The sequence below is a fragment of the Paenibacillus sp. FSL M7-1455 genome, assembly GCF_038004655.1.
Classification (GTDB): Bacteria; Bacillota; Bacilli; order Paenibacillales; family Paenibacillaceae; genus Paenibacillus_AQ; species Paenibacillus_AQ cookii.
This window is the reverse complement of the sequence record NZ_JBBORO010000001.1, coordinates 2,927,601-2,945,198: the sequence shown is the minus strand read 5'-3', so window position 1 is coordinate 2,945,198 and position 17,598 is coordinate 2,927,601. Positions and strand designations below refer to the sequence as shown.

The window sequence follows — 17,598 nt, the reverse complement described above, 5'->3', positions numbered from 1 at the left end:
GTAAACGTTTTCAGGATGAGGTACGAAGCAGACGACTACTCTTTTGAATGGGGGAGTAAAGAAATGAAGAAGCTCAGAAAGTCCTTGCTCGCGGTGGTATTGTTGGCGTCGGTTGTGCTGCAGGCATGCGGATCGGGTGGCGGCAGCGACAACCAGGGAGCGGTGTCGGAAGACGGCAAAGGCGGCGGGGAGAAGGTCAAGATTAAATGGGCGACCTGGGGGAATCCCGGAGAGCTGACCCGCTTCCAAGAGTTTACGAAGGACTTCAACTCGAAGCATCCGGACATTGAGGCGGAGCTGATTCCGATTCCGGGGGAATACGACCAGAAAATTTTGACGCAGCTGACGGGAGGAACCGCTCCTGACGTGTTTTATGCCGGCGATGGCTTTGTCGTGAAACTGATCGAGAACAAAAGCATCGAGGAAGTAACGCCGCGAATGACGGCGGCAGACAGCAGAATCAAACCGGAGGACTATTTCGAGGGGCTGTGGGGCGCGGCGAAGCGTGACGGCAAAATCTACGGCGTGCCGGTCGACTGCAACCCGATGGTGCTGTGGTACAACAAAAAAGTGTTGAAGGACGCGGGAATTACGGAAATGCCGGCCGACCTTCAGGCGAAGGGTGAGTGGACCTGGGACGCTTTCAAAGGCATGGTGGAGAAAATCCGCGACTCGAAAAAGTACGGATACGTACTGGACAACTCCTGGAACAGCTATTACAGCTGGGTAACGTCCAACGGCGGCAAAGTCTACGACGATAACGGCAAGTTTATCGGTTATGACGATCCGAAGGCGAAAGAAGCGTTCCAGTTCCTGTACGATAACGTGAAGGAGAAAAATATTACATTTGCAGGTACGCTGCCGAAGGGGCAGGGCGGCGACGCCATGTTTATGTCCAACCAAGTCGGTTTCGTCGGAGCCGGACGCTGGTATCTGCCGCTGTTCAAGAAAAACGCCAGCCTGGAGTATGATGTCGTGACCTGGCCGACGAACACCGGCAACAAGATTGAACCGGCCGGAATTCCGACGGCATTCCTGGTCATGAACAGCGCATCGAAGCATAAAGACGCCGCCTATACCTTCTATTCCGAGTTCCTGAGCGCGGAAGGACAGAAGTTCCGTCTGCAAGGCGGGGGCAATGCCGTACCGTCCGTTCAAGGCGTGGATGACGTCGTTCTGGAAGGCAACCTGCCGGAGCATGCGCAGCTGTTCCTCGATGCCCGTGAGGTAGGTTATTCGCTGACGCCGTTCGAGGCCGGCATTCCGGGGTTAAGCACGGACATCACTTCCAAGTTCGAGGCACTGTGGCTCAAGAACGGCGAATTGGACGCGTCGCTCAAAGACATTCAAGACATGGCCAACAAAAAAATCGACGATTATAAAAACGGCAAATAACGAAAGTCCGGAGGGGGGGGAGCGCAGGGCACAGCGCAGCGTTCCTTCCCTCTTTCCATACGGCCGGCGGCTGACGGCCAGCGCTTCATAAGGCATAATTCGCAAAAGGGAAGGTGGTTGTTTATGCAGAATCAGACGGCCAGCAGAACGGCTTCTGCACCGGCCTTGCAGCCGGACAACAAACGGAAGACCGCTATGACAAGCAAGACATCGGATGGGATTTGGGGGTATGTCTTTATTTTTCCCCAATTGGTCGGACTGCTGCTGTTCTCCTTAATTCCCCTGATTTCGGCTTTCGTGCTCAGCATGATGAAATGGGACGGGATGGGGGAGAAGCAGTTTGTCGGACTGGACAACTTCATCAACACGTTCAAGGATGAGGATTTCCGGATCGCCGTGGTCAATACGCTGTACTATACGGTGCTGACCGTGCCTACGGGCATTATTTTGGCGATGCTCATCGCGGTCGGCTTGAACCGGGTAAAAGGCAAGCTGATCTACAGACTCATTTATTTTATGCCGAACATTACGATGTCCGTTGCGGTCGCCGTCGTCTTTATGTGGCTGTTTAACGCGGATTTCGGTCTGATCAACCTTTATTTGAAGGAGTGGTTCGGGATCGACGGTCCCCGCTGGCTGACCGATACGCGGTTTGTCATGCCGTCGATCGCCATGCTCAGCGTCTGGATGGGTCTTGGCGGGAACATGGTCTTGTTCCTGGCCGGGCTGCAGGGCATATCCGCCAGCTATTACGAAGCGGCACAAATTGACGGCGCCAGCAAATGGCAGCAGTTTATCAACATAACCGTTCCGCTGCTATCTCCGACGACCTTTTTCGTGACGATTATGACGATCATCGGTTCGTTTCAGGTGTTCGACCAGTCGTTCGTCATGACCTCCGGCGGGCCCGCGAAAGCGAGCTATACGATCGTGTTTCATATTTACGATTCGGCGTTCGTGGACTTTACGTTCGGGAAAAGCACGGCGACCGCAGTCATTTTGTTCATCATGATCTTGGCGCTGACGCTGTTCCAAATGAAAATATCCAAACGCTGGGTTCATTACGAGGACTAGAATCGACCGGATAAGGAGGAGAACGCATGCAGACCAGAGGACTACGCTTGTCCACCGTCCTGCTTCATATTATATTGCTGATCGGCGCGTGCATCATGGCACTTCCGTTTATATGGATGCTGCTCAGCTCGCTCAAGGATCTGTCCCAAGTTTTTATCGTGCCGCCGAAATGGATCCCCGATCCGTTCGTGTGGTCCAATTTCAAAACCTCGTTAACCGCGCTGCCTTTCGGAAAAGCATATTTCAACAGCTTCTACATCAACGTGATCGTCGTTGCTTCGCAGCTGTTCACCTGCTCGATGGCGGCTTACGCGTTTGCCAAGATCCGCTTCCCCCTCCGGGAGCCCCTCTTCGTCCTGTTTCTGGCGACGATGATGGTGCCGGGGCAAGTCACGATCATTCCCCTGTATCTGATGATGAAAAGCATCGGCTGGCTCGATTCGCATTTGTCGATCATTGTGCCCGCCGCCTTGTTTAACGCCTTCGGCGTGTTTCTGCTGCGCCAGTTTTTCAGAGGCATTCCGAAGGAGATGGAGGAGGCCGCCATCGTGGACGGCGCCAACCGCTGGACGATTTATGCGCGGATCATGCTGCCCCTGGTGAAGCCGGCTTTGTCGGCGCTCGGCATTTTCACGTTCCTCGGCATGTGGAACAGCTTTTTCTATCCGCTCATATTCCTGAACACTCCCGAAAAATTCACCGTCCCGATGATGCTGAACCTGTACCGCGGCATGTATTCCACGGACTGGACGCTCATGATGGCCGGCGCCTCGATTGCGCTGATTCCGGTACTGATCGTGTATATCATCGGTCAGCGTTATATAATAGAGGGAGTAACGCTTTCCGGGATCAAAGGTTAGCGATCGCGCTCCTTCGTCTTTGATCCAAGCAAAGTTGCAGCAGCATGGTCAGGTTCCTTGACCATGCTGCTTTTTGCGTAACTGTTTTGATCAACGCTTTTTGGCTTTCATTTACGAAGAGGGGCGGAGAAAGATGCCTGGCCAGCAAGTAATTGCTGCCGTTCGGGTTATATCCCGGAACCCAAATTATGATAATATATGAAAAAGTATGGAGAAGAAAGTGAGCTATATGGCATTGACGAATGGGATCATTGGCTTGAGGATGAGGCAACCTGGAGGTTTCTCAATGCCGTTGATTCTCTTGCAGCATTTATGAATACGATATAGAGAGAGGGATGTTGCTTGAAAAGAAATGTATTATATATTGAAGATCATGAGAAAATAGGCAGCCTGCTAAAAGAAGAATTGGAACAGCGGGGATTTACCGTTAAATGGCTGTTATCTGGGGAAGGAGCCGAAACAGAGGTACATCAGCATGAAGTCGTCGTTTTGGATATCATGTTACCCGGTTTAGACGGATTTACGGTGGGGAAACGATTAAAAAAGGCAGCTCCTGATGTTCCTATTTTGCTATTATCTGCGCGAACATCGGTCACTGATAAGGTAGATGGTTTGCAATTTGCTGATGACTATTTAACGAAACCATTCCATACGGACGAGTTGGTTGCAAGATTAGAAGTGTTAATCCGTCGAAGGGGTGGGACCCCTTCCGGACGCAATGGTTCTTATCCATTGGAGCGGTATGATGGCACTGTCTTTAATAGTTGTTGAGGATGAGTCACATCCGGGTGGTAACCATTATTTTGCCCGATAGACTTGTAATCGTCAAACGATCGCGTGCTCCGATAGGAAACCCGTAAAGATGGCCTCATGCCATGAAAAATATCGACTTAGCGGCCAAGGAGGAGGGAATGGTCTTTCGATCCAACAGAGATTGTTACCGAAAACGGGGGATGGATGAAGGATTATTACTGGGGTAGTCCCAGTGAAGCTGACACTACCCGCAGAGTGACTATAAAGAAAATTTAGCGCTTACGCGATTTTCGGTGCGGCTCGCATGCCGATGTAGCAATATACGGAACCGTCCGCCAGCGTTGAGAAAACCACGGGTATCCAGTCCTGGCCGATGCCCGCCCCTGCAAATACCGTTTCTGACACGGGGCTGAGGGTTATTTCCAGCGGTGGAGAGGGGATTTGCCTGCCATCGAAAATTTCGTATAACAAATGCAGCATCCCGTTTCTTTCCGTAACCGTCATGACGACTCCTTGACGCTTATAGGTACCAACGAACGGCTTAATATCAACCGCTGGCGGGTATGGTGCCGGTTCGAACACGGCGTCAGGCATACTCGCACCGGCCAATTCCTTGAAAAGTTCCCGAAAAAGAGCCGACTGGAGCAGATCTGTGTTTCCGCCGTTAGCCAATAAGGCAACGGCTACGCCGCATCCGGGGACTACGCGCAAATAGCTGTTTTGCCCGATCGTTGCACCGTCGTGTCCAAACACAGAAACTCCGTTCCAGTCATAAAGCATCCAACCCAGTCCCCATCCGATGTTGCCAGATGTCCACTTATCAGGCGTTTCGGCCGCCGGACGTTGGTTTTGAAGGCACGTTCGAGCAACTAGCCAATTACTTGGCCACTCAACAATAAGGCGGATACAATCTGGTTTGACGAGAGAGCTGCGGGGAATCACTCCGCAGCTTATGTTTTATCGTGACAAGCTTGTACCGATTGCCGTAATGGATAATGAACATAAGAAGAGGGCAAAAAATTACTTTGATGTATTGACGAAGGACAAGAGCATGGTTCCATAGAAATAAATTTGCTCAATAAGCTGCTTTGGCTAAATTAGGTCGCGGCGCGAGGAGCTTATTTTGATTAGTTTACCTGAGCCGGTCACTTAGCCAGAGAAGAGAAGGAAATGATGGAGGGAGTACAAATGATAAACATAATTGAAGAGCTTAAGAAAATGTCCCAAAAAAGAGGGTTTGAAAATAAAGACGATTTTCAACAGCTGCTGGAAAGATGTAAGGATATAACGTTGTCAAATGAAGATGTTGAATTTTTAATAGAACTATATTTTAAGGCTAAAAATTTGTACTTTCGCAACACTATATTGAAAGCACTTGTGTTCTGTGAAGATATTGATTTAAAGGAATTCTTCTTAAAAGCGTTTAAAAAAGAGCGCTATCTAGATATGAGATTGACTGCAATTCGAGGCTATGCAAAGTATGCGACTGAGAAAGAAGTAGAGAAACTGATGTCTAAATTCATAGAAATTCTGATGAAGCGTCCTGAGAGCAAAAATTCAGCGAAAAAGGACAAGTTATATTCCCGTTGCAAGAAACTGAATTCAGTCCCTGCTTCGGAATAGTGAAAGACCATTTTAACATTACATTTCAGTTCTTCATGAATGATACAACAAGCAGTTGGAGCTGAAAATAAAATAACTGGCGTTAGAAGACATATGTACAAAATACGAGTTTTGTGAAAATCTATTAAAGAAAACCGCCGGAAGCGGCTATTTTATTGATTTTTCACTTATCCATATTATTGACGGCTTTTCTCATCTCTTCATCTGTCAAATGCGTGTAGATCATCGTTGTTTGAATCGACGAATGTCCCAGCTGATTTTTGAGCTTCGGCACGTCGTTGTTCTCCAAATGATATCGCGTCGCAAACGAATGCCTCAAGGAATGCACGGTTAATGCCGGCTTGCCAAACGCTGCAGCGTATTTTTCGATCAGCTTTTCGATCGATCTCGGCGTCAATCGCCGGCTTTGGCCTTTGCGTCCGATCGGCGCCGCTATAAACAGGCAATTTTCCGATTTTGCCGGTACATACCGGGTTTCCCGGATCTTCAAATAATTTTCCAGGTCCAATAACGCTTGCTTGCTAAAATATACGTATTGCTCTTTGCCGCCTTTACGCAGCACGCGCACCTGGCCTTTGTTCATATCCAGATCCTCCAGGTTGATGCCCGCTACTTCGGATAATCGCAGTCCGGATCCGAGAATCAATGACACGATGGCCGTATCCCGCTCCCGGTTAAATTCATGAAAGCGCTGTAAGCGTCGGTTATCCTGGTTTAATACGCCAAAATCATGCGCCACAAACTGACGGAACTTCTCAAAATCATCTTCGCGCAAAATTTTGCCTTCAATGCGATAAGCGATCGTTTCCTGGCTTTCCTTGATGGAATTAAAATCGATTTTGGCCATGACATTGCGCTGAATATACGGCTTGAGGTCCGGTGTTTCAGCTTTGTTTTGAAGATAATCAAACAGCGATTTTAAAGCCGACAATTTCCGGTTAATCGTATATTTGTTGTTATCCAATTGATATTCCAGGAAATACAGGAAGTTTTCGACCTCGCGTACGGTCAGCGATTCCAGTAGCGACAATTCAATGTTTTTGCGATCATCGACCGCGGGTTTTAACGAAACAAGCCAATCAAAAAAGATCAGGTAATCGTGGCAGTAATTCAGCAGCGTCGTATGCGACAGTTTTCGTTTGCGGCTATCGATGTATTCGGTTACATACCAAGGCAGCTCGGCGCATTTGGCTTCGACGCGTTTCATATAATGCAGCTTCGCAGTTTTATCCACTTATTGCCAAACCTCCTTATCATCAGAGTAACTCTTTTCTAATTATTCGTCAAATTATTATTTTACGTAATTTAGTTGATGCATTAGTTGATGCAAATGAAGGCGCTAATTCGAGGTATTAAAAACATTAACTCGATCGGTCAAATCCGAATGATAATGCTTTGGCCGACGGCAAATTTGCTATTAAAACAGGCTAATACCCTCTTCTGTTGACGAGTATTAGCTTTTCTATTGGTAGAGGAAAAACATAAGTCTTGTCTTCCGATATAAAAAGGAGCTTCCGTATAGGAAGCAAAAGCCTTTTCCACATCCGAAACTCCCTTTTCCTTTGCTGATGGTGCATTACTGATCACAATTTGGTTAGGGCGCCTCTCATCGGCTTCTTTAAAATGGCTTAACGACCATAAGCACCAGGGTGCCAATCATCAGCAGCTGTGCCGCCGTCTCGATAGGTGCGATCTTCCGGATCAGCAGTCCGAACTCGGCGGGGATTACGTGACCCTGCCCTTGACTTTCAGATAGGATCTTTGCGATCTTTTTCATACGCGGCTCGACCCATCCGTCGATCATGACGACCATGAGCAGCGATAAAAGGATGGATACATTCAGCCACATTTGGGATAACCCCATCTTGGTCAGAATCATAAGCCAAACTCCGGTTATAACAAGCATGGTTCCGCCAATTTTAGGTATAATGGCAAGCTTCGTCGTCATACCCAAAACAAAGTGCAGCTGGTCGGCAGTTTTAGCAGATCTTCGAAAGATGGGCATCACGAAAGCGGGGCCAATGATGGCGATCGAAGACAAGATGTGCAGAGCAAGCAATAATCCAAACAATCCCATAATCCCCCTCCTCCTCAACGAACCGAAACATTGCTTTGATAGGCTAGGCCGACCCGTTTCCTTTTATATGCTCCTCCTGGCTCAAGATGGTCAAGCATACACATGACGACATCATCGTAAGCAACATTCAGCTCTTGAAATCTGCTAAACAAATGACCGGCAATCTCAGCCTCGGCATATTCCCTGATCTCCTCCGGCATCGGAACGGGCAAGATATCCGTTGTTACATGTAGACGAACCGGATCTGGATGCTCCATCGGATCCATCATGGTTCCCGGACACATCATAGACCAATCGAGTCCCGTCTGCTGCAGCCTTTCGAAATTCCGGTTGTGATCTTGATATTCAGGCGGGAAGCCGGGTAGATTATTGCCGATCAGATCGGTATAAGGAATATCCAGCAGGCCCGCTCCTCCCATGACCCATACCCGCCCGGAGAAACTTGGCTCCAATTCGCATTGGCTTATTATGTTATCGACGATCCGAACAAACTCTTCTCCCTGTCCCGCATGGCCCGCTGCAATAATAGCGGCGTCTTGGTTCGCGAGTGCCTTACGGACGCTTACCGGGTCCATCATATCGTCCTCGATTACCTTCACATGTTGTGCGGAATATTGACCTAGTTGGCCAGCAAGCTTCTCAGCATTTCGTACAAAAGCGGTCATTTCATGTCCCCGTTTCATCCCTTGCACTAACGCTCTTTTCCCCGTATTCCCCGTCGCTCCAAAAACAATGATGTTCACTGTTTTTTCCTCCCCTTTAATGGATCCTAATATTTGGATAGCTCAAGCTTAGCATCGCAGCTACATGATGTTAAGAACCCACTTTAAAGTAGGGGACTTACTTAAAAGTAAGCATGAGGGAACCGAACAATTTATTCGGGTAAGGAGTAAACAAAAAGCCGCCCGGAATCCCGAGCAGCTTTTATTTTGAGTTGACTGTATTCAATATGCAAGTTCATTAAACCGCTTTATGACGCCGGCTCTGCATATTTCCGCTTATTATGATTCTCCCCCCAAGCACACATGACTTCCGCTACGGGAATCAATGTTTGGCCGTATTCGCTAAGAGAATATTCAACTTTTGGAGGGACCGTAGGATAGACCTTTCTATCGACGATGCCTTCCCGTTCCAAATCCCGGAGATGTTGTGTAAGCATTTTTTGTGAAACATCAGGTATAAGCTTTTCCAGATCGTTGAATCTCTTTGTGGATTCGATCAAGTGCCACAGAATCATCGGCTTCCATTTGCCGTTTAAAACATGAACGAGCGTCTCGATTGGACATTCGCGCTGATGAATCATTGATGAATCATTCCCTTACTTATCAGGAAGTGCCTTACCTAAAGTCCACATAACAAAATTTTACAATAAGGTCTGCATTCGAGTCAATCGTTATGTATCTAAACAGATAAAGCCTTTACCGAATGCAGTTACTCAATTCCTCCTCTACGAATGCCGCATGAGTTCATATATTTTGCGGGTCGTATTTACGTTTCTTACGGTCGTTTGCCGATAAATATCCGATCCGATGATCTTCGTCATCCCGCTTCTTGTGACATTTTGCCTGCTAACGGACCATAAAATAGCTCCCGGAACGTATATCACCTCATCAATGCCCGGTTTGATGACCAGCATGTCCAGCACGGATTCATGATTGATTTCGTCCCATAAAAAATGCACATCGGATCTCGTCTGATCGTCGTTCGTCCACGGCTCCGGAAGCGCAGACATGATTCTATTCATATCATCTATATCAAGCACCAATACTTTGATTTGTAAACCGAAGTTTTCTTGAATAGACGTTTCCAGGATGCGGGATATTGTTGCTTTTGTTCGGTGACTGTCCGTAAAAACAATATTGCCTGAATTGATATATGTAACGACGTTATTCATACCGGCTTGCTCGAAGGATTTTTTTAGAAGTTTCATGTCGATTTTATTTTTTCCGCCAACATTGATTCCCCGAAGCAATGCAACATAAACCATAATGGCCTCCTAGACTACCCGACTTGAAATCCGCAGGTCACTGATGACATCCCTGTCGTTCCAGCAAATAAAACATGTAATCGGTCGGCACGCCGGCATACCCTTGCTGTCTTAACATGGCAGTTACGTGGCCCCGATGGTAAGTCCCGTGGTTGACCACGTGCCGCAGAATTTCGGAGAAAAACGTATCGATTCGCCCGTAATGTGGATGCCATATCGACATCGCCTTCTCCGGGTCGGTCGTACACCGCAGCAAATCGCGGAACTGTTCGGCAACGTCGTCAAACAGCTTCCGCATCTGATCCAGGCTTATACCTTGCACTTCCTTCGTCCAGCCCGGGATCTTCGGATAAATGTCCTCATTTGGAACTTCCGCAAGAACGGACTTATAGAGCTGTTCATACAAGTAAATATGCCCGAACGTTTGCGACACGGATGGAAACACGCTTGTCACTTCGGCATGGAATACTTCCTCTGGAAGCTGCTTCAGGTGTGCGAGTAGCCGATCGTTTGCCCAAACATGATATTCGTATAATTGATGAGGGTGTGAAAGCATGGTTGAAGCCCCCCTTCCTTGTTTAACGTCATTTGGCTGCTGCAGCCTTATGTTCATGTTACATCGGGTTCGCTGACAAAGGTTGTCAGGGAAGTTCAATCCGGATCGTTTTCGTAATGTTTGGCGATTCCGTATGCCATTTCCTGAATCCGATGCTTCAGCTCCAGCGGTTCCCGGATGCGGATGCCCGTGCCGAACGTTATCAGATACATGGGGAGGTATTTGTTCATCGTCGGAATGTCGATCAGAAACCGCGCCTCCCGGTCGGTCCGTTCCGTCAGATAGTGGCGCATATGCCAATGAACGCAAAGCGCGTTCAGCGTCTCAGGCTCTCCTTCGATGCGGATAACCGTCAGCGGTCCGTCCGCCTCCCGTTCCCGTTCGGACTGGTCGCGGAAGAAAGCGGTCACGGAAAAATGCTCCGGCTTTTCGAACAACGCTTCCGTCGGTTCCATTCGCGCGATGCGGTCTACCCGGAACGTCCTCACCGCCCGCGAACGATGGCAAAACGCAACAACGTACCATTCGTTTCGGTCGTATGCCAAGCCATACGGATCGACTTCCCGTTCGTCGGCTTGCTCCGCGTTTGCTTTGCGATAGGCGATGCGGATCGTTCGCCTGTCCTTCTCCGCCTGTTCCAGTTCCCTGAGCAAGGGAATAACGGACGGCGGACGGGCCGGAGCAATGACATCCAAGCCGCTCGTCCGGCGAGACAGATCGTGACGCTGCTCTTCCTGCAGCCCGTTTTCCACCTTCGTAAGCGCGGTTTCCAGCTCCTCGGTATACGGGTAGCCGGCGCCTTGCGCAAATTTAAACGCTTCCACTAGCGCTTTCAGCTCTACCGAGTTGAAGAACAACGGCGTCTCCTTGAAGCTTTCCAGAATGCGCACGCCCCCGTCATGGCCCGATTCTGCGACGATCGGCACGCCGCTGGCACATAAGGCGTCGATATACCGGTACACGGTACGGACGCTGATCTCCAAGCTCTCCGCGATCTGCGCGGCGGTAAGCTTCCTGCCGGACCGCAGCATCCAAAGCATGGACAACATGTTATCCCATTTCGCCATAAGGAACACCCCCTTTTCCTCACAAAAATATTGATTTTAGTATGCGTATGGCAAAGCACAGCTTCAACCTATATCCATCGATCCTCGTTACAATAATAACTCCATGGCCTTCCGTTCTTGATCCGCGATCTCAAGCAAAAGCCTGGAAGCCTGCTCTAAGTTGTGGAAGCTTCCCGTTTTTCCGGCATCGTCGATCAGGGATGAAACGGCGGCCCACATAGGAGCGATGCGCTCGAACATCAAGCAGGCTTGTTTGACTTTGGGGTCCTCCAACAGCTCCGCGCTTTCGTTCAGGAAATCCCGATACAAGTTCCGGAAAAGCGCCCCTCCGGTACCGCCCCTTTCCATCAGCAACGCGGTCAGGCACAGGTCATGCTCAAAATTTTTGCTTCGGGAGGGCCATTTCAAGATTTCTTTGCTCATTTTGAGTATGCCTTTATGGCCAGCGTTTTGGATGGGGGGATTCAAAAAGTCATGCGCATTTTGGGACAAAGCCGAACGAACGGCGGGTTTCAGCGGCGGAAGATCGCCCGCGGGTTCGATGGTAAAGGAAAGATTCCGGGAACTCATGGGCCCCTTGGCATTCCTCGCCATGGCCAGCCGGTCCAAACGCGTCTTCAATAGTCCCCCTTGCTGCCGCGTGTCCGCCATATAAGCGTATTCCGCATCCATCCCGTAAATCACCGCATAATGGCCTGCAAAATGTACTTTGTTCGTAAAATAATCCAAGTAATAGGAATCCAGTTTAAGCCCTACCGGAATCCCGCGTTCCAGGCAGTTCTGCACGTTTTTCCGCGCTTTTTCGATCGAACTTGTTTCCTGGACGCGATGAGTCAAATTCAGCCGGGATGCGATCCGCGCAGACAATCGATCCGTTTTGATCCTTCCCCCGATAAAAGGAAAATCCATGTTTTTCGAATCCCAATAAATAAAACCTAATCCTTCCCCAAGCCCGAACAACATCGGTTCCGACAGCCGGATGCCTGCAAATTGAAGCAAATTGCCCATCGCCGTCGTTTCGCAATGCACGCCTTCATACGGAACGAAACCTTGGATGATATGAGACATACTATTTCCTCTCCTCCGACAATTCATGGATTAGTTCAAGCACAAATGCCCGTTCGCTTTCGATAAGGTTCAGCGGATGACGGAACAGGGACCTTGCGTGAATCGGCAGCCGAGCGCCGCCCTGCGATTCAAAGGTTCGTGTAATGGTTTGTGCAGCCTCATCAAGAACATCCAGCCTCTTCCGCAAAGCTTCGACAGCTTCGTTTTCCTCGATGAATGGCAACGCCGCCAGCCCGAGATCAAAACGCTGCTCCCGCTCCCGCGACGTGGAAAGGCTGGTTAAGATTTCGTTACGCAGCGCTGCCTTTCCGCTTTCCGTGATCGCAAATCGCGTCGGTATCGGGCCTTTTCCGGATTTTTCGCCCACGGGTTCCGACTCGACCAGTTTTTTTTCGTTCAATTTTTTCAGTCCCGCATACACCGAAGTCGTGCCTATATTGGCCCACTGCCGATAACCGCGCTGATCGATTAATTTGTTGATATCGTATCCCGAAGCTTGATCCAATTCAGCAATTAATTGGAGCAGCATAAATTCCACATTGGATAAGTTCATCACGGAGCTCACTCGTTTCATTAATATTTCACTAGTATAATATAACAGTAGTGTAATATAAAATCAACCAAAGATGGAATCTCTTTAAAATCCTGGTTCATCTCCATGCCGAATCCAAAGGATTCCTTGCGGTTATTTACATGCCGCTGCATCAAAAGTATTCGCCCCATTTTTCGGCGTTTGCCGATGCGCAATTTACGACGTTGTTTCAGCATGATGACGGCTTTTTTGCCCAAAGCTTTACGTTCCCCGGGCAGTACGGCACCCATTTGGATGCTCCGATCCATTTTGTCCGAAATACCCGTTATCTGGAAGAGCTTGATTTGAAGGAACTGGTTCTCCCCCTCGTCGTGATCGACAAATCGAAAGAAGCTGAAGCCAACCATGATTTCGCGCTGGGCGTGGAGGACGTTCTGCAATTCGAAGCGGAGCATGGACTGATTGAGGAAGGTTCCTTCGTCGCTTTGCGCACCGACTGGAGCAAACGTTGGCCCGACAAGGTTGCCTTCGATAACAAAGACGCGGACGGCAACAGCCATGCGCCGGGATGGTCGCTCCCCGCTCTTGAGTTTTTGTTCCAGGAACGCAAAATCAAAGCGATCGGGCATGAAACGTTCGATACGGACGCAAGCGTCGATTACCAAAAAAACGGCGCCCTGTTGGCCGAATACTACGTACTCGGACAAGACGCCTATCAAGTCGAACTGATGAAAAATTTGGACAAGGTGCCTGCCAAAGGAGCCGTCATTTTCAACATCGTGCCTAAGCCGGAGAAGGCATCCGGATTTCCGGTGCGATCCTTCGCCATTTTGCCGTAAGAAACAAAACACGCCGCATTTAAAGCGAGCGTGTTTTTGTATGTCGAAATGAACGTTGTTCTTTTGCCGGAAAGCAGGTCCATGGACAATATAAAAACAAGCCAAGAAACCTTGCGGGCTCCTCAGCTTGCTTTTTTCGGCTTCATGGTCTATAGGTTCCCTTTTTTCGAAACCAAGTCGACCGATTGCGATTCCATGATGGGATTCCAGTATTGTTTGATGCCGATCGTCAGCGGCTGCGGGTAGTCGAGAGCTTCTTTTCCGAAATTATAGGGATTATAATCTTCGGTCGAATCATCCGGATTTCCCGACACGGTATGTCCGCTCTGCTTAATGTGTTCCGGCGACAGCCTTTTATGCTTGACGCCTTCGGCATCCGTGAAGCTGTCCTCCAGCCACAAGCCGAAGCTTTCCGCAGCCTGAGCTTTTTCAAGCTTATAATGGAACAAAATCTCTCCCGCTCCCGCCGGCCGCCCCTCCGGTTCGATGATTTGAATATGATCGTCCGGCGCTTCAATGATCTCCTTTTTGTTCAAATCGACGACGATTTTCATCTTGTCTTTATCCAAAGCCGCAACACCGGCAACCTTCAGCTCCGTTCGGTCCAGTTGGTCAAACGTGTTGGTTTTAAACACGAGCGTCACTTTCGTTTCGTCGGAAAACATCGTATCCGGATAATACGCTTTCTGGATCTTGTCTCCGCTTTTTCCGATCAAGACCGGATTCAGCAGTTTAAAAATCTGCTTGCCGTTGCTGCGATCGTATTCCAAATCCACATAGGTGTTCAGCGGCGTAAACTGTACCTGGCGCACGTTGATTTTTTGCCCGTCGACGGTCAGCGTGCTGCCCGGATGGTAGATGCGTTCCTCGTTTTTGAACATGTTCGGTTCGAGCGGAATCGTAAATTTCAATTGATCCCGGTATTCATTGGTGGTGGAATCCCAAATTTTAACGGCTAATGTGGCGTCTCCTTTATACGACGCGGATGGGACGAAGTTTGCCGTATAAACATAGTAGCCTGTTTGGCCCGGCATTAGTATGTTGCTGCCCATGGCATGTTTCGACTGTGCCCGAAAGTGCGATGCTTCGACTCCCCCAAAATCAAGCGACTCCACTAGGGGATCCGCGGTATGGTCCGTAAGATTCTGCGCGCTGTACATGATGTATGCTTTTCGTCCATCCGTAAAAGCGCCTGCAATATCGATGCGGAAACCGTTTTTCTCCACGCTTTGATCGATCCGCTTCACGAGCCCGTGGTCCAACGCGGCGGCAATGCCCTGGTCTTGTGCAGCAATCGGCCGGAACGATTCGAAATTTGCCGGTTGCGGGCTCCTTGTCGTTTGCACCAGTTCGTATGGTTTTTCCTTTGGGGCAACTCCCAGCGATGAAATAGTGATCATAATGGCTGCCGCTCCAACGGCGATAGCCCCGATTCCGTAAAATAGTTTGCGTCTTCGCATTTCCCGGTTCCTCCCTTGCATCATGCCGCGGCGTACCGCAGTGGAAAGCTTCATCTCGGGAAGGTCATGGACTTTTTTGCTTATGTCGTCCGAATCCTGTGCCAGTATGCGCTGTTCTTTTTCCAACATGTACGATTCGCCTCCTGTCCTTACAGATATTTCCGAAGCTGTTTTAATCCTTCGCGCAGCCAGCTTTTGACCGTGCCCTCGGGCTTTTGCAGCACTTTGGCGATATCCGCAGTCGTCATGTCCTGATAATATTTCAGTATCACGACATGGCGGTACTTCTTTTTCAATTTGGCCATCGCCCGCTCCAGGTCGATCTTGTCGCTGCTTTTCATCTCCTGAACGGCTTCCTCTTTAAACGTATCCGTTGGCACAACGCGTTTTTTGCGGCGCAGCTCGTCCATGCAGCAGTTGATCGTGATCCGAATGAGCCACGGGACAAAGGCCTGCTCGTTTTTAAGCTTTTTGCGTTTCATCCAAGCCCGGCATGCCGCCTCCTGCACGATTTCCAGCGCGTCCGTCTCATTGCGCATATAACTGAAGGCAATCGAATACAATTTACGCTGCTCGCCGGCTATAGCTCTGAAAAAAGCTTCTTCGTCCATCACGTCCAAGCTTGCGACATTCGCTTTTTTCATCGTGTTTTCCACCCATAACCGCCCCCCTTCTCTATTTTTCGGTTTGCGATGGAAGCCTTCCAAACTCGTTTCACATAAGTAAGACGAGGCAGCTCGAAAAAACGATTAAAATTTATTTTTCGAATTTTTTCCGCTTGATTTTCTAAAACGCAGCAAAACAGCCCAAACGAATGGATCGATCAGGCTGTTTGTAAGAGAAGGGACAGTTTGTAAGAGAAGGGACAGTTTGTAAGAGAAGGGACATATTCAGTTGATGTCCGCAGCAAACTGGACAAAGCGATCCGCCCATTCCGAAAACGAAAGCCGTTTGTCCCAGGTTACGCTTTGGGTGGCGTATGCACATCCCCAATCCAGCACGCGTTGATGAAGCAAATGCACCTTCAGTCTTTGAATCTCGGCTTCGCCGGCATTCGTTCGCCCCATATATTCCATAATGAACCGTTTAGCCAGTTTTTCCTGGCCTAGATCAAGGTAATGCAGGGTTATTTTACATAAATCGGCGATGCTGTCCCCGAAATAGGAGGTGGTAAAATCGATGACGCCGCTAACCCGCCATCCGTCCCCATCATGCTCCATAAGAACATTCTCGGGCTTGAAATCCCCCATGACGAAAGACGGAATTTCCAAAGCATCAAATGAAGGTTTCGAGTGCTGCAGCACGCGATCTGCCCAGCGCTGATCTTCGGCACGGATATCGGAATATTTTTTTGCGTCAGCCAGCCAAAACTTGATCGTGCTATAAAGCCATGACCCATAGGTATCCGCAAAAGGATGGATGCGCCGCAGCACGGGATCGAATTCACCGAAAGTATCCGTTTTCCAGCGATGGAGTTGAGTTAAAGTCTCGGCCAAACGTGAAGCGATCATCAATTGATCTGTCCCCGACAACGCAGCTTGAACAGCAGGATCATTAAAATGTACGCCGGGAAGACGCGGCATGAGGGCGTAGCTCCACCCAAAAATATCGCTTTGGTCATCGATGATGTACGGGACCGGCACGGGCACACGGCAGATTTCATGCAAGTGATCGACAAAAAACTTCTCCTCCGCCCATTGCCCTTCATAAATCGGATTGCCTTTAAGCACAAATTCTCCGGAAGTCGACGTAATAAACATCGTCTGCTGCATGACTCCTTCGGCGGTCCGCTCGGACGAAACAAATTCGCCCAGATGAAACCGGTCAAGCATGTTCTGGATTTGTCCTGCAGCGATGCTGCCCAATGAATTCGTTGAAAAAAATATCCGGGTGGTCACCCCGTCCCTCCTTCTCCCTGCACGGCCCTTTGCATCTGCAAGGAATTATTCGCTTGCGCCGCTGCCCCATTTTTCGCCCCATCTCCGCATTTCGGAAATAATGGTTTTAAAATCCCTTCCTTTATCGGTCAAGGAATATTCCACGGTCACGGGTACGGTGGGAAGCACGGTCCGCTTCACGATTTGATTTTCTTCCAAATGGCGCAGCGTATCCCGCAAAGATTTGGTGCTGATCTGTTTCAAAGTTCTTCGCAGCTGGTTAAAACGCTGGACGTCATGGCAAAACAATTGACCCAGAACCAAAAAGGACCATTTCCCTCCCAATACCTCGATGGCCTGCTGGATGTTATAAAGACACTGTTCTTCTTCTGTATGGATGTCCATGCTTTTCTCCTATAAAAAAGATAGT

General features: G+C 49.1%; 19 protein-coding genes and 1 pseudogene. 6 read left to right on the top strand and 14 right to left on the bottom strand.

Going from position 1 to position 17,598, the window contains the following annotated elements:
* Nucleotides 1-63 precede the first annotated feature (63 nt).
* The 4 genes and pseudogenes from NYE48_RS13595 to NYE48_RS13580 all read left to right on the top strand — a co-directional run.
* Complete coding sequence (locus tag NYE48_RS13595; protein ID WP_212949563.1) at nt 64-1,395, top strand: ABC transporter substrate-binding protein; 1,332 nt, start codon at nt 64-66, stop codon at nt 1,393-1,395.
* A gap of 195 nt (nt 1,396-1,590) precedes the next feature.
* Nucleotides 1,591-2,469 (top strand): carbohydrate ABC transporter permease, encoded by an 879-nt coding sequence (locus NYE48_RS13590; protein WP_081992359.1) that lies wholly within the window; start codon nt 1,591-1,593, stop codon nt 2,467-2,469.
* Between the two features lie 26 nt (nt 2,470-2,495).
* A complete protein-coding gene (locus NYE48_RS13585) occupies nt 2,496-3,329 on the top strand; it encodes a carbohydrate ABC transporter permease (RefSeq protein ID WP_340999045.1) in 834 nt (277 codons plus the stop codon).
* Nucleotides 3,330-3,671: 342 nt separating this feature from the next.
* A pseudogene (locus NYE48_RS13580) lies at nt 3,672-4,046 on the top strand (response regulator transcription factor); the annotation flags it as partial.
* 315 nt (nt 4,047-4,361) lie between these two features.
* On the opposite strand, the gene NYE48_RS13575 reads toward NYE48_RS13580, so the two are convergent.
* Nucleotides 4,362-5,024: a serine hydrolase gene (locus NYE48_RS13575; RefSeq protein WP_340999044.1), complete on the bottom strand. Its 663-nt coding sequence runs from the start codon at nt 5,022-5,024 to the stop codon at nt 4,362-4,364.
* Nucleotides 5,025-5,270: 246 nt separating this feature from the next.
* On the opposite strand from NYE48_RS13575, the gene NYE48_RS13570 reads away from it, so the two are divergent.
* On the top strand, nt 5,271-5,705 hold the full coding sequence (locus tag NYE48_RS13570) for a hypothetical protein (protein ID WP_246536841.1): 435 nt from the start codon (nt 5,271-5,273) through the stop codon (nt 5,703-5,705).
* Between the two features lie 163 nt (nt 5,706-5,868).
* Here NYE48_RS13570 and xerS read toward each other — a convergent pair whose 3' ends face one another.
* The 9 genes from xerS to NYE48_RS13520 form a co-directional block, all read right to left on the bottom strand.
* Entirely contained in the window at nt 5,869-6,939 is a 1,071-nt protein-coding gene (gene xerS / locus NYE48_RS13560; RefSeq protein ID WP_340999043.1) for a tyrosine recombinase XerS, read from the bottom strand.
* A 384-nt stretch (nt 6,940-7,323) separates the two neighbouring features.
* Nucleotides 7,324-7,782: a DUF2269 family protein gene (locus NYE48_RS13555; protein ID WP_212949570.1), complete on the bottom strand. Its 459-nt coding sequence runs from the start codon at nt 7,780-7,782 to the stop codon at nt 7,324-7,326.
* Nucleotides 7,783-7,796: 14 nt separating this feature from the next.
* Entirely contained in the window at nt 7,797-8,525 is a 729-nt protein-coding gene (locus NYE48_RS13550; RefSeq protein WP_340999042.1) for an NAD(P)-dependent oxidoreductase, read from the bottom strand.
* Nucleotides 8,526-8,752: 227 nt separating this feature from the next.
* Entirely contained in the window at nt 8,753-9,085 is a 333-nt protein-coding gene (locus tag NYE48_RS13545; protein WP_036709672.1) for a winged helix-turn-helix transcriptional regulator, read from the bottom strand.
* Nucleotides 9,086-9,229: 144 nt separating this feature from the next.
* Nucleotides 9,230-9,769, bottom strand: coding sequence for a DUF1697 domain-containing protein (locus NYE48_RS13540; RefSeq protein ID WP_036709673.1), 540 nt, complete (start codon nt 9,767-9,769; stop codon nt 9,230-9,232).
* A 37-nt stretch (nt 9,770-9,806) separates the two neighbouring features.
* On the bottom strand, nt 9,807-10,325 hold the full coding sequence (locus tag NYE48_RS13535; RefSeq protein WP_036709676.1) for a DinB family protein: 519 nt from the start codon (nt 10,323-10,325) through the stop codon (nt 9,807-9,809).
* A gap of 95 nt (nt 10,326-10,420) precedes the next feature.
* Nucleotides 10,421-11,392 carry a helix-turn-helix transcriptional regulator gene (locus tag NYE48_RS13530; RefSeq protein WP_340999041.1) on the bottom strand — a complete coding sequence of 324 codons (972 nt, stop codon included), beginning with the start codon at nt 11,390-11,392 and terminating at the stop codon, nt 10,421-10,423.
* Between the two features lie 87 nt (nt 11,393-11,479).
* Nucleotides 11,480-12,460, bottom strand: coding sequence for a BtrH N-terminal domain-containing protein (locus tag NYE48_RS13525; protein WP_340999040.1), 981 nt, complete (start codon nt 12,458-12,460; stop codon nt 11,480-11,482).
* A gap of 1 nt (nt 12,461) precedes the next feature.
* Nucleotides 12,462-13,016: a PadR family transcriptional regulator gene (locus NYE48_RS13520; RefSeq protein ID WP_156124568.1), complete on the bottom strand. Its 555-nt coding sequence runs from the start codon at nt 13,014-13,016 to the stop codon at nt 12,462-12,464.
* A 137-nt stretch (nt 13,017-13,153) separates the two neighbouring features.
* Here NYE48_RS13520 and NYE48_RS13515 point away from each other — a divergent pair, with 137 nt between their 5' ends.
* Nucleotides 13,154-13,831 carry a cyclase family protein gene (locus NYE48_RS13515; RefSeq protein ID WP_340999039.1) on the top strand — a complete coding sequence of 226 codons (678 nt, stop codon included), beginning with the start codon at nt 13,154-13,156 and terminating at the stop codon, nt 13,829-13,831.
* A gap of 149 nt (nt 13,832-13,980) precedes the next feature.
* On the opposite strand, the gene NYE48_RS13510 is transcribed toward NYE48_RS13515, so the two are convergent.
* The 4 genes from NYE48_RS13510 to NYE48_RS13495 all read right to left on the bottom strand — a co-directional run bounded on the left by NYE48_RS13510 (nt 13,981) and on the right by NYE48_RS13495 (nt 17,573).
* Nucleotides 13,981-15,420: a hypothetical protein gene (locus tag NYE48_RS13510; RefSeq protein WP_340999038.1), complete on the bottom strand. Its 1,440-nt coding sequence runs from the start codon at nt 15,418-15,420 to the stop codon at nt 13,981-13,983.
* A 20-nt stretch (nt 15,421-15,440) separates the two neighbouring features.
* The gene (locus tag NYE48_RS13505; protein WP_340999037.1) at nt 15,441-15,935 is read right to left on the bottom strand and encodes a sigma-70 family RNA polymerase sigma factor; all 495 of its coding nucleotides are present in this window, start codon (nt 15,933-15,935) and stop codon (nt 15,441-15,443) included.
* Between the two features lie 246 nt (nt 15,936-16,181).
* Entirely contained in the window at nt 16,182-17,189 is a 1,008-nt protein-coding gene (locus NYE48_RS13500; RefSeq protein WP_340999036.1) for a phosphotransferase family protein, read from the bottom strand.
* Nucleotides 17,190-17,234: 45 nt separating this feature from the next.
* On the bottom strand, nt 17,235-17,573 hold the full coding sequence (locus NYE48_RS13495) for a winged helix-turn-helix transcriptional regulator (protein ID WP_036709685.1): 339 nt from the start codon (nt 17,571-17,573) through the stop codon (nt 17,235-17,237).
* Nucleotides 17,574-17,598: the final 25 nt, after the last annotated feature.

Excerpts from the sequence above, each read along its gene's own strand:
- NYE48_RS13595 (WP_212949563.1), top strand. The coding sequence starts at position 64 with ATGAAGAAGCTCAGAAAGTCCTTGCTCGCGGTGGTATTGTTGGCGTCG.
- NYE48_RS13590 (WP_081992359.1), top strand. The coding sequence starts at position 1,591 with ATGACAAGCAAGACATCGGATGGGATTTGGGGGTATGTCTTTATTTTT.
- NYE48_RS13585 (WP_340999045.1), top strand. The coding sequence starts at position 2,496 with ATGCAGACCAGAGGACTACGCTTGTCCACCGTCCTGCTTCATATTATA.
- NYE48_RS13570 (WP_246536841.1), top strand. The coding sequence starts at position 5,271 with ATGATAAACATAATTGAAGAGCTTAAGAAAATGTCCCAAAAAAGAGGG.
- NYE48_RS13555 (WP_212949570.1), bottom strand. The coding sequence starts at position 7,782 with ATGGGATTGTTTGGATTATTGCTTGCTCTGCACATCTTGTCTTCGATC.
- NYE48_RS13545 (WP_036709672.1), bottom strand. The coding sequence starts at position 9,085 with ATGATTCATCAGCGCGAATGTCCAATCGAGACGCTCGTTCATGTTTTA.
- NYE48_RS13540 (WP_036709673.1), bottom strand. The coding sequence starts at position 9,769 with ATGGTTTATGTTGCATTGCTTCGGGGAATCAATGTTGGCGGAAAAAAT.
- NYE48_RS13535 (WP_036709676.1), bottom strand. The coding sequence starts at position 10,325 with ATGCTTTCACACCCTCATCAATTATACGAATATCATGTTTGGGCAAAC.
- NYE48_RS13530 (WP_340999041.1), bottom strand. The coding sequence starts at position 11,392 with ATGGCGAAATGGGATAACATGTTGTCCATGCTTTGGATGCTGCGGTCC.
- NYE48_RS13525 (WP_340999040.1), bottom strand. The coding sequence starts at position 12,460 with ATGTCTCATATCATCCAAGGTTTCGTTCCGTATGAAGGCGTGCATTGC.
- NYE48_RS13515 (WP_340999039.1), top strand. The coding sequence starts at position 13,154 with ATGCCGCTGCATCAAAAGTATTCGCCCCATTTTTCGGCGTTTGCCGAT.
- NYE48_RS13510 (WP_340999038.1), bottom strand. The coding sequence starts at position 15,420 with ATGTTGGAAAAAGAACAGCGCATACTGGCACAGGATTCGGACGACATA.
- NYE48_RS13505 (WP_340999037.1), bottom strand. The coding sequence starts at position 15,935 with ATGAAAAAAGCGAATGTCGCAAGCTTGGACGTGATGGACGAAGAAGCT.
- NYE48_RS13495 (WP_036709685.1), bottom strand. The coding sequence starts at position 17,573 with ATGGACATCCATACAGAAGAAGAACAGTGTCTTTATAACATCCAGCAG.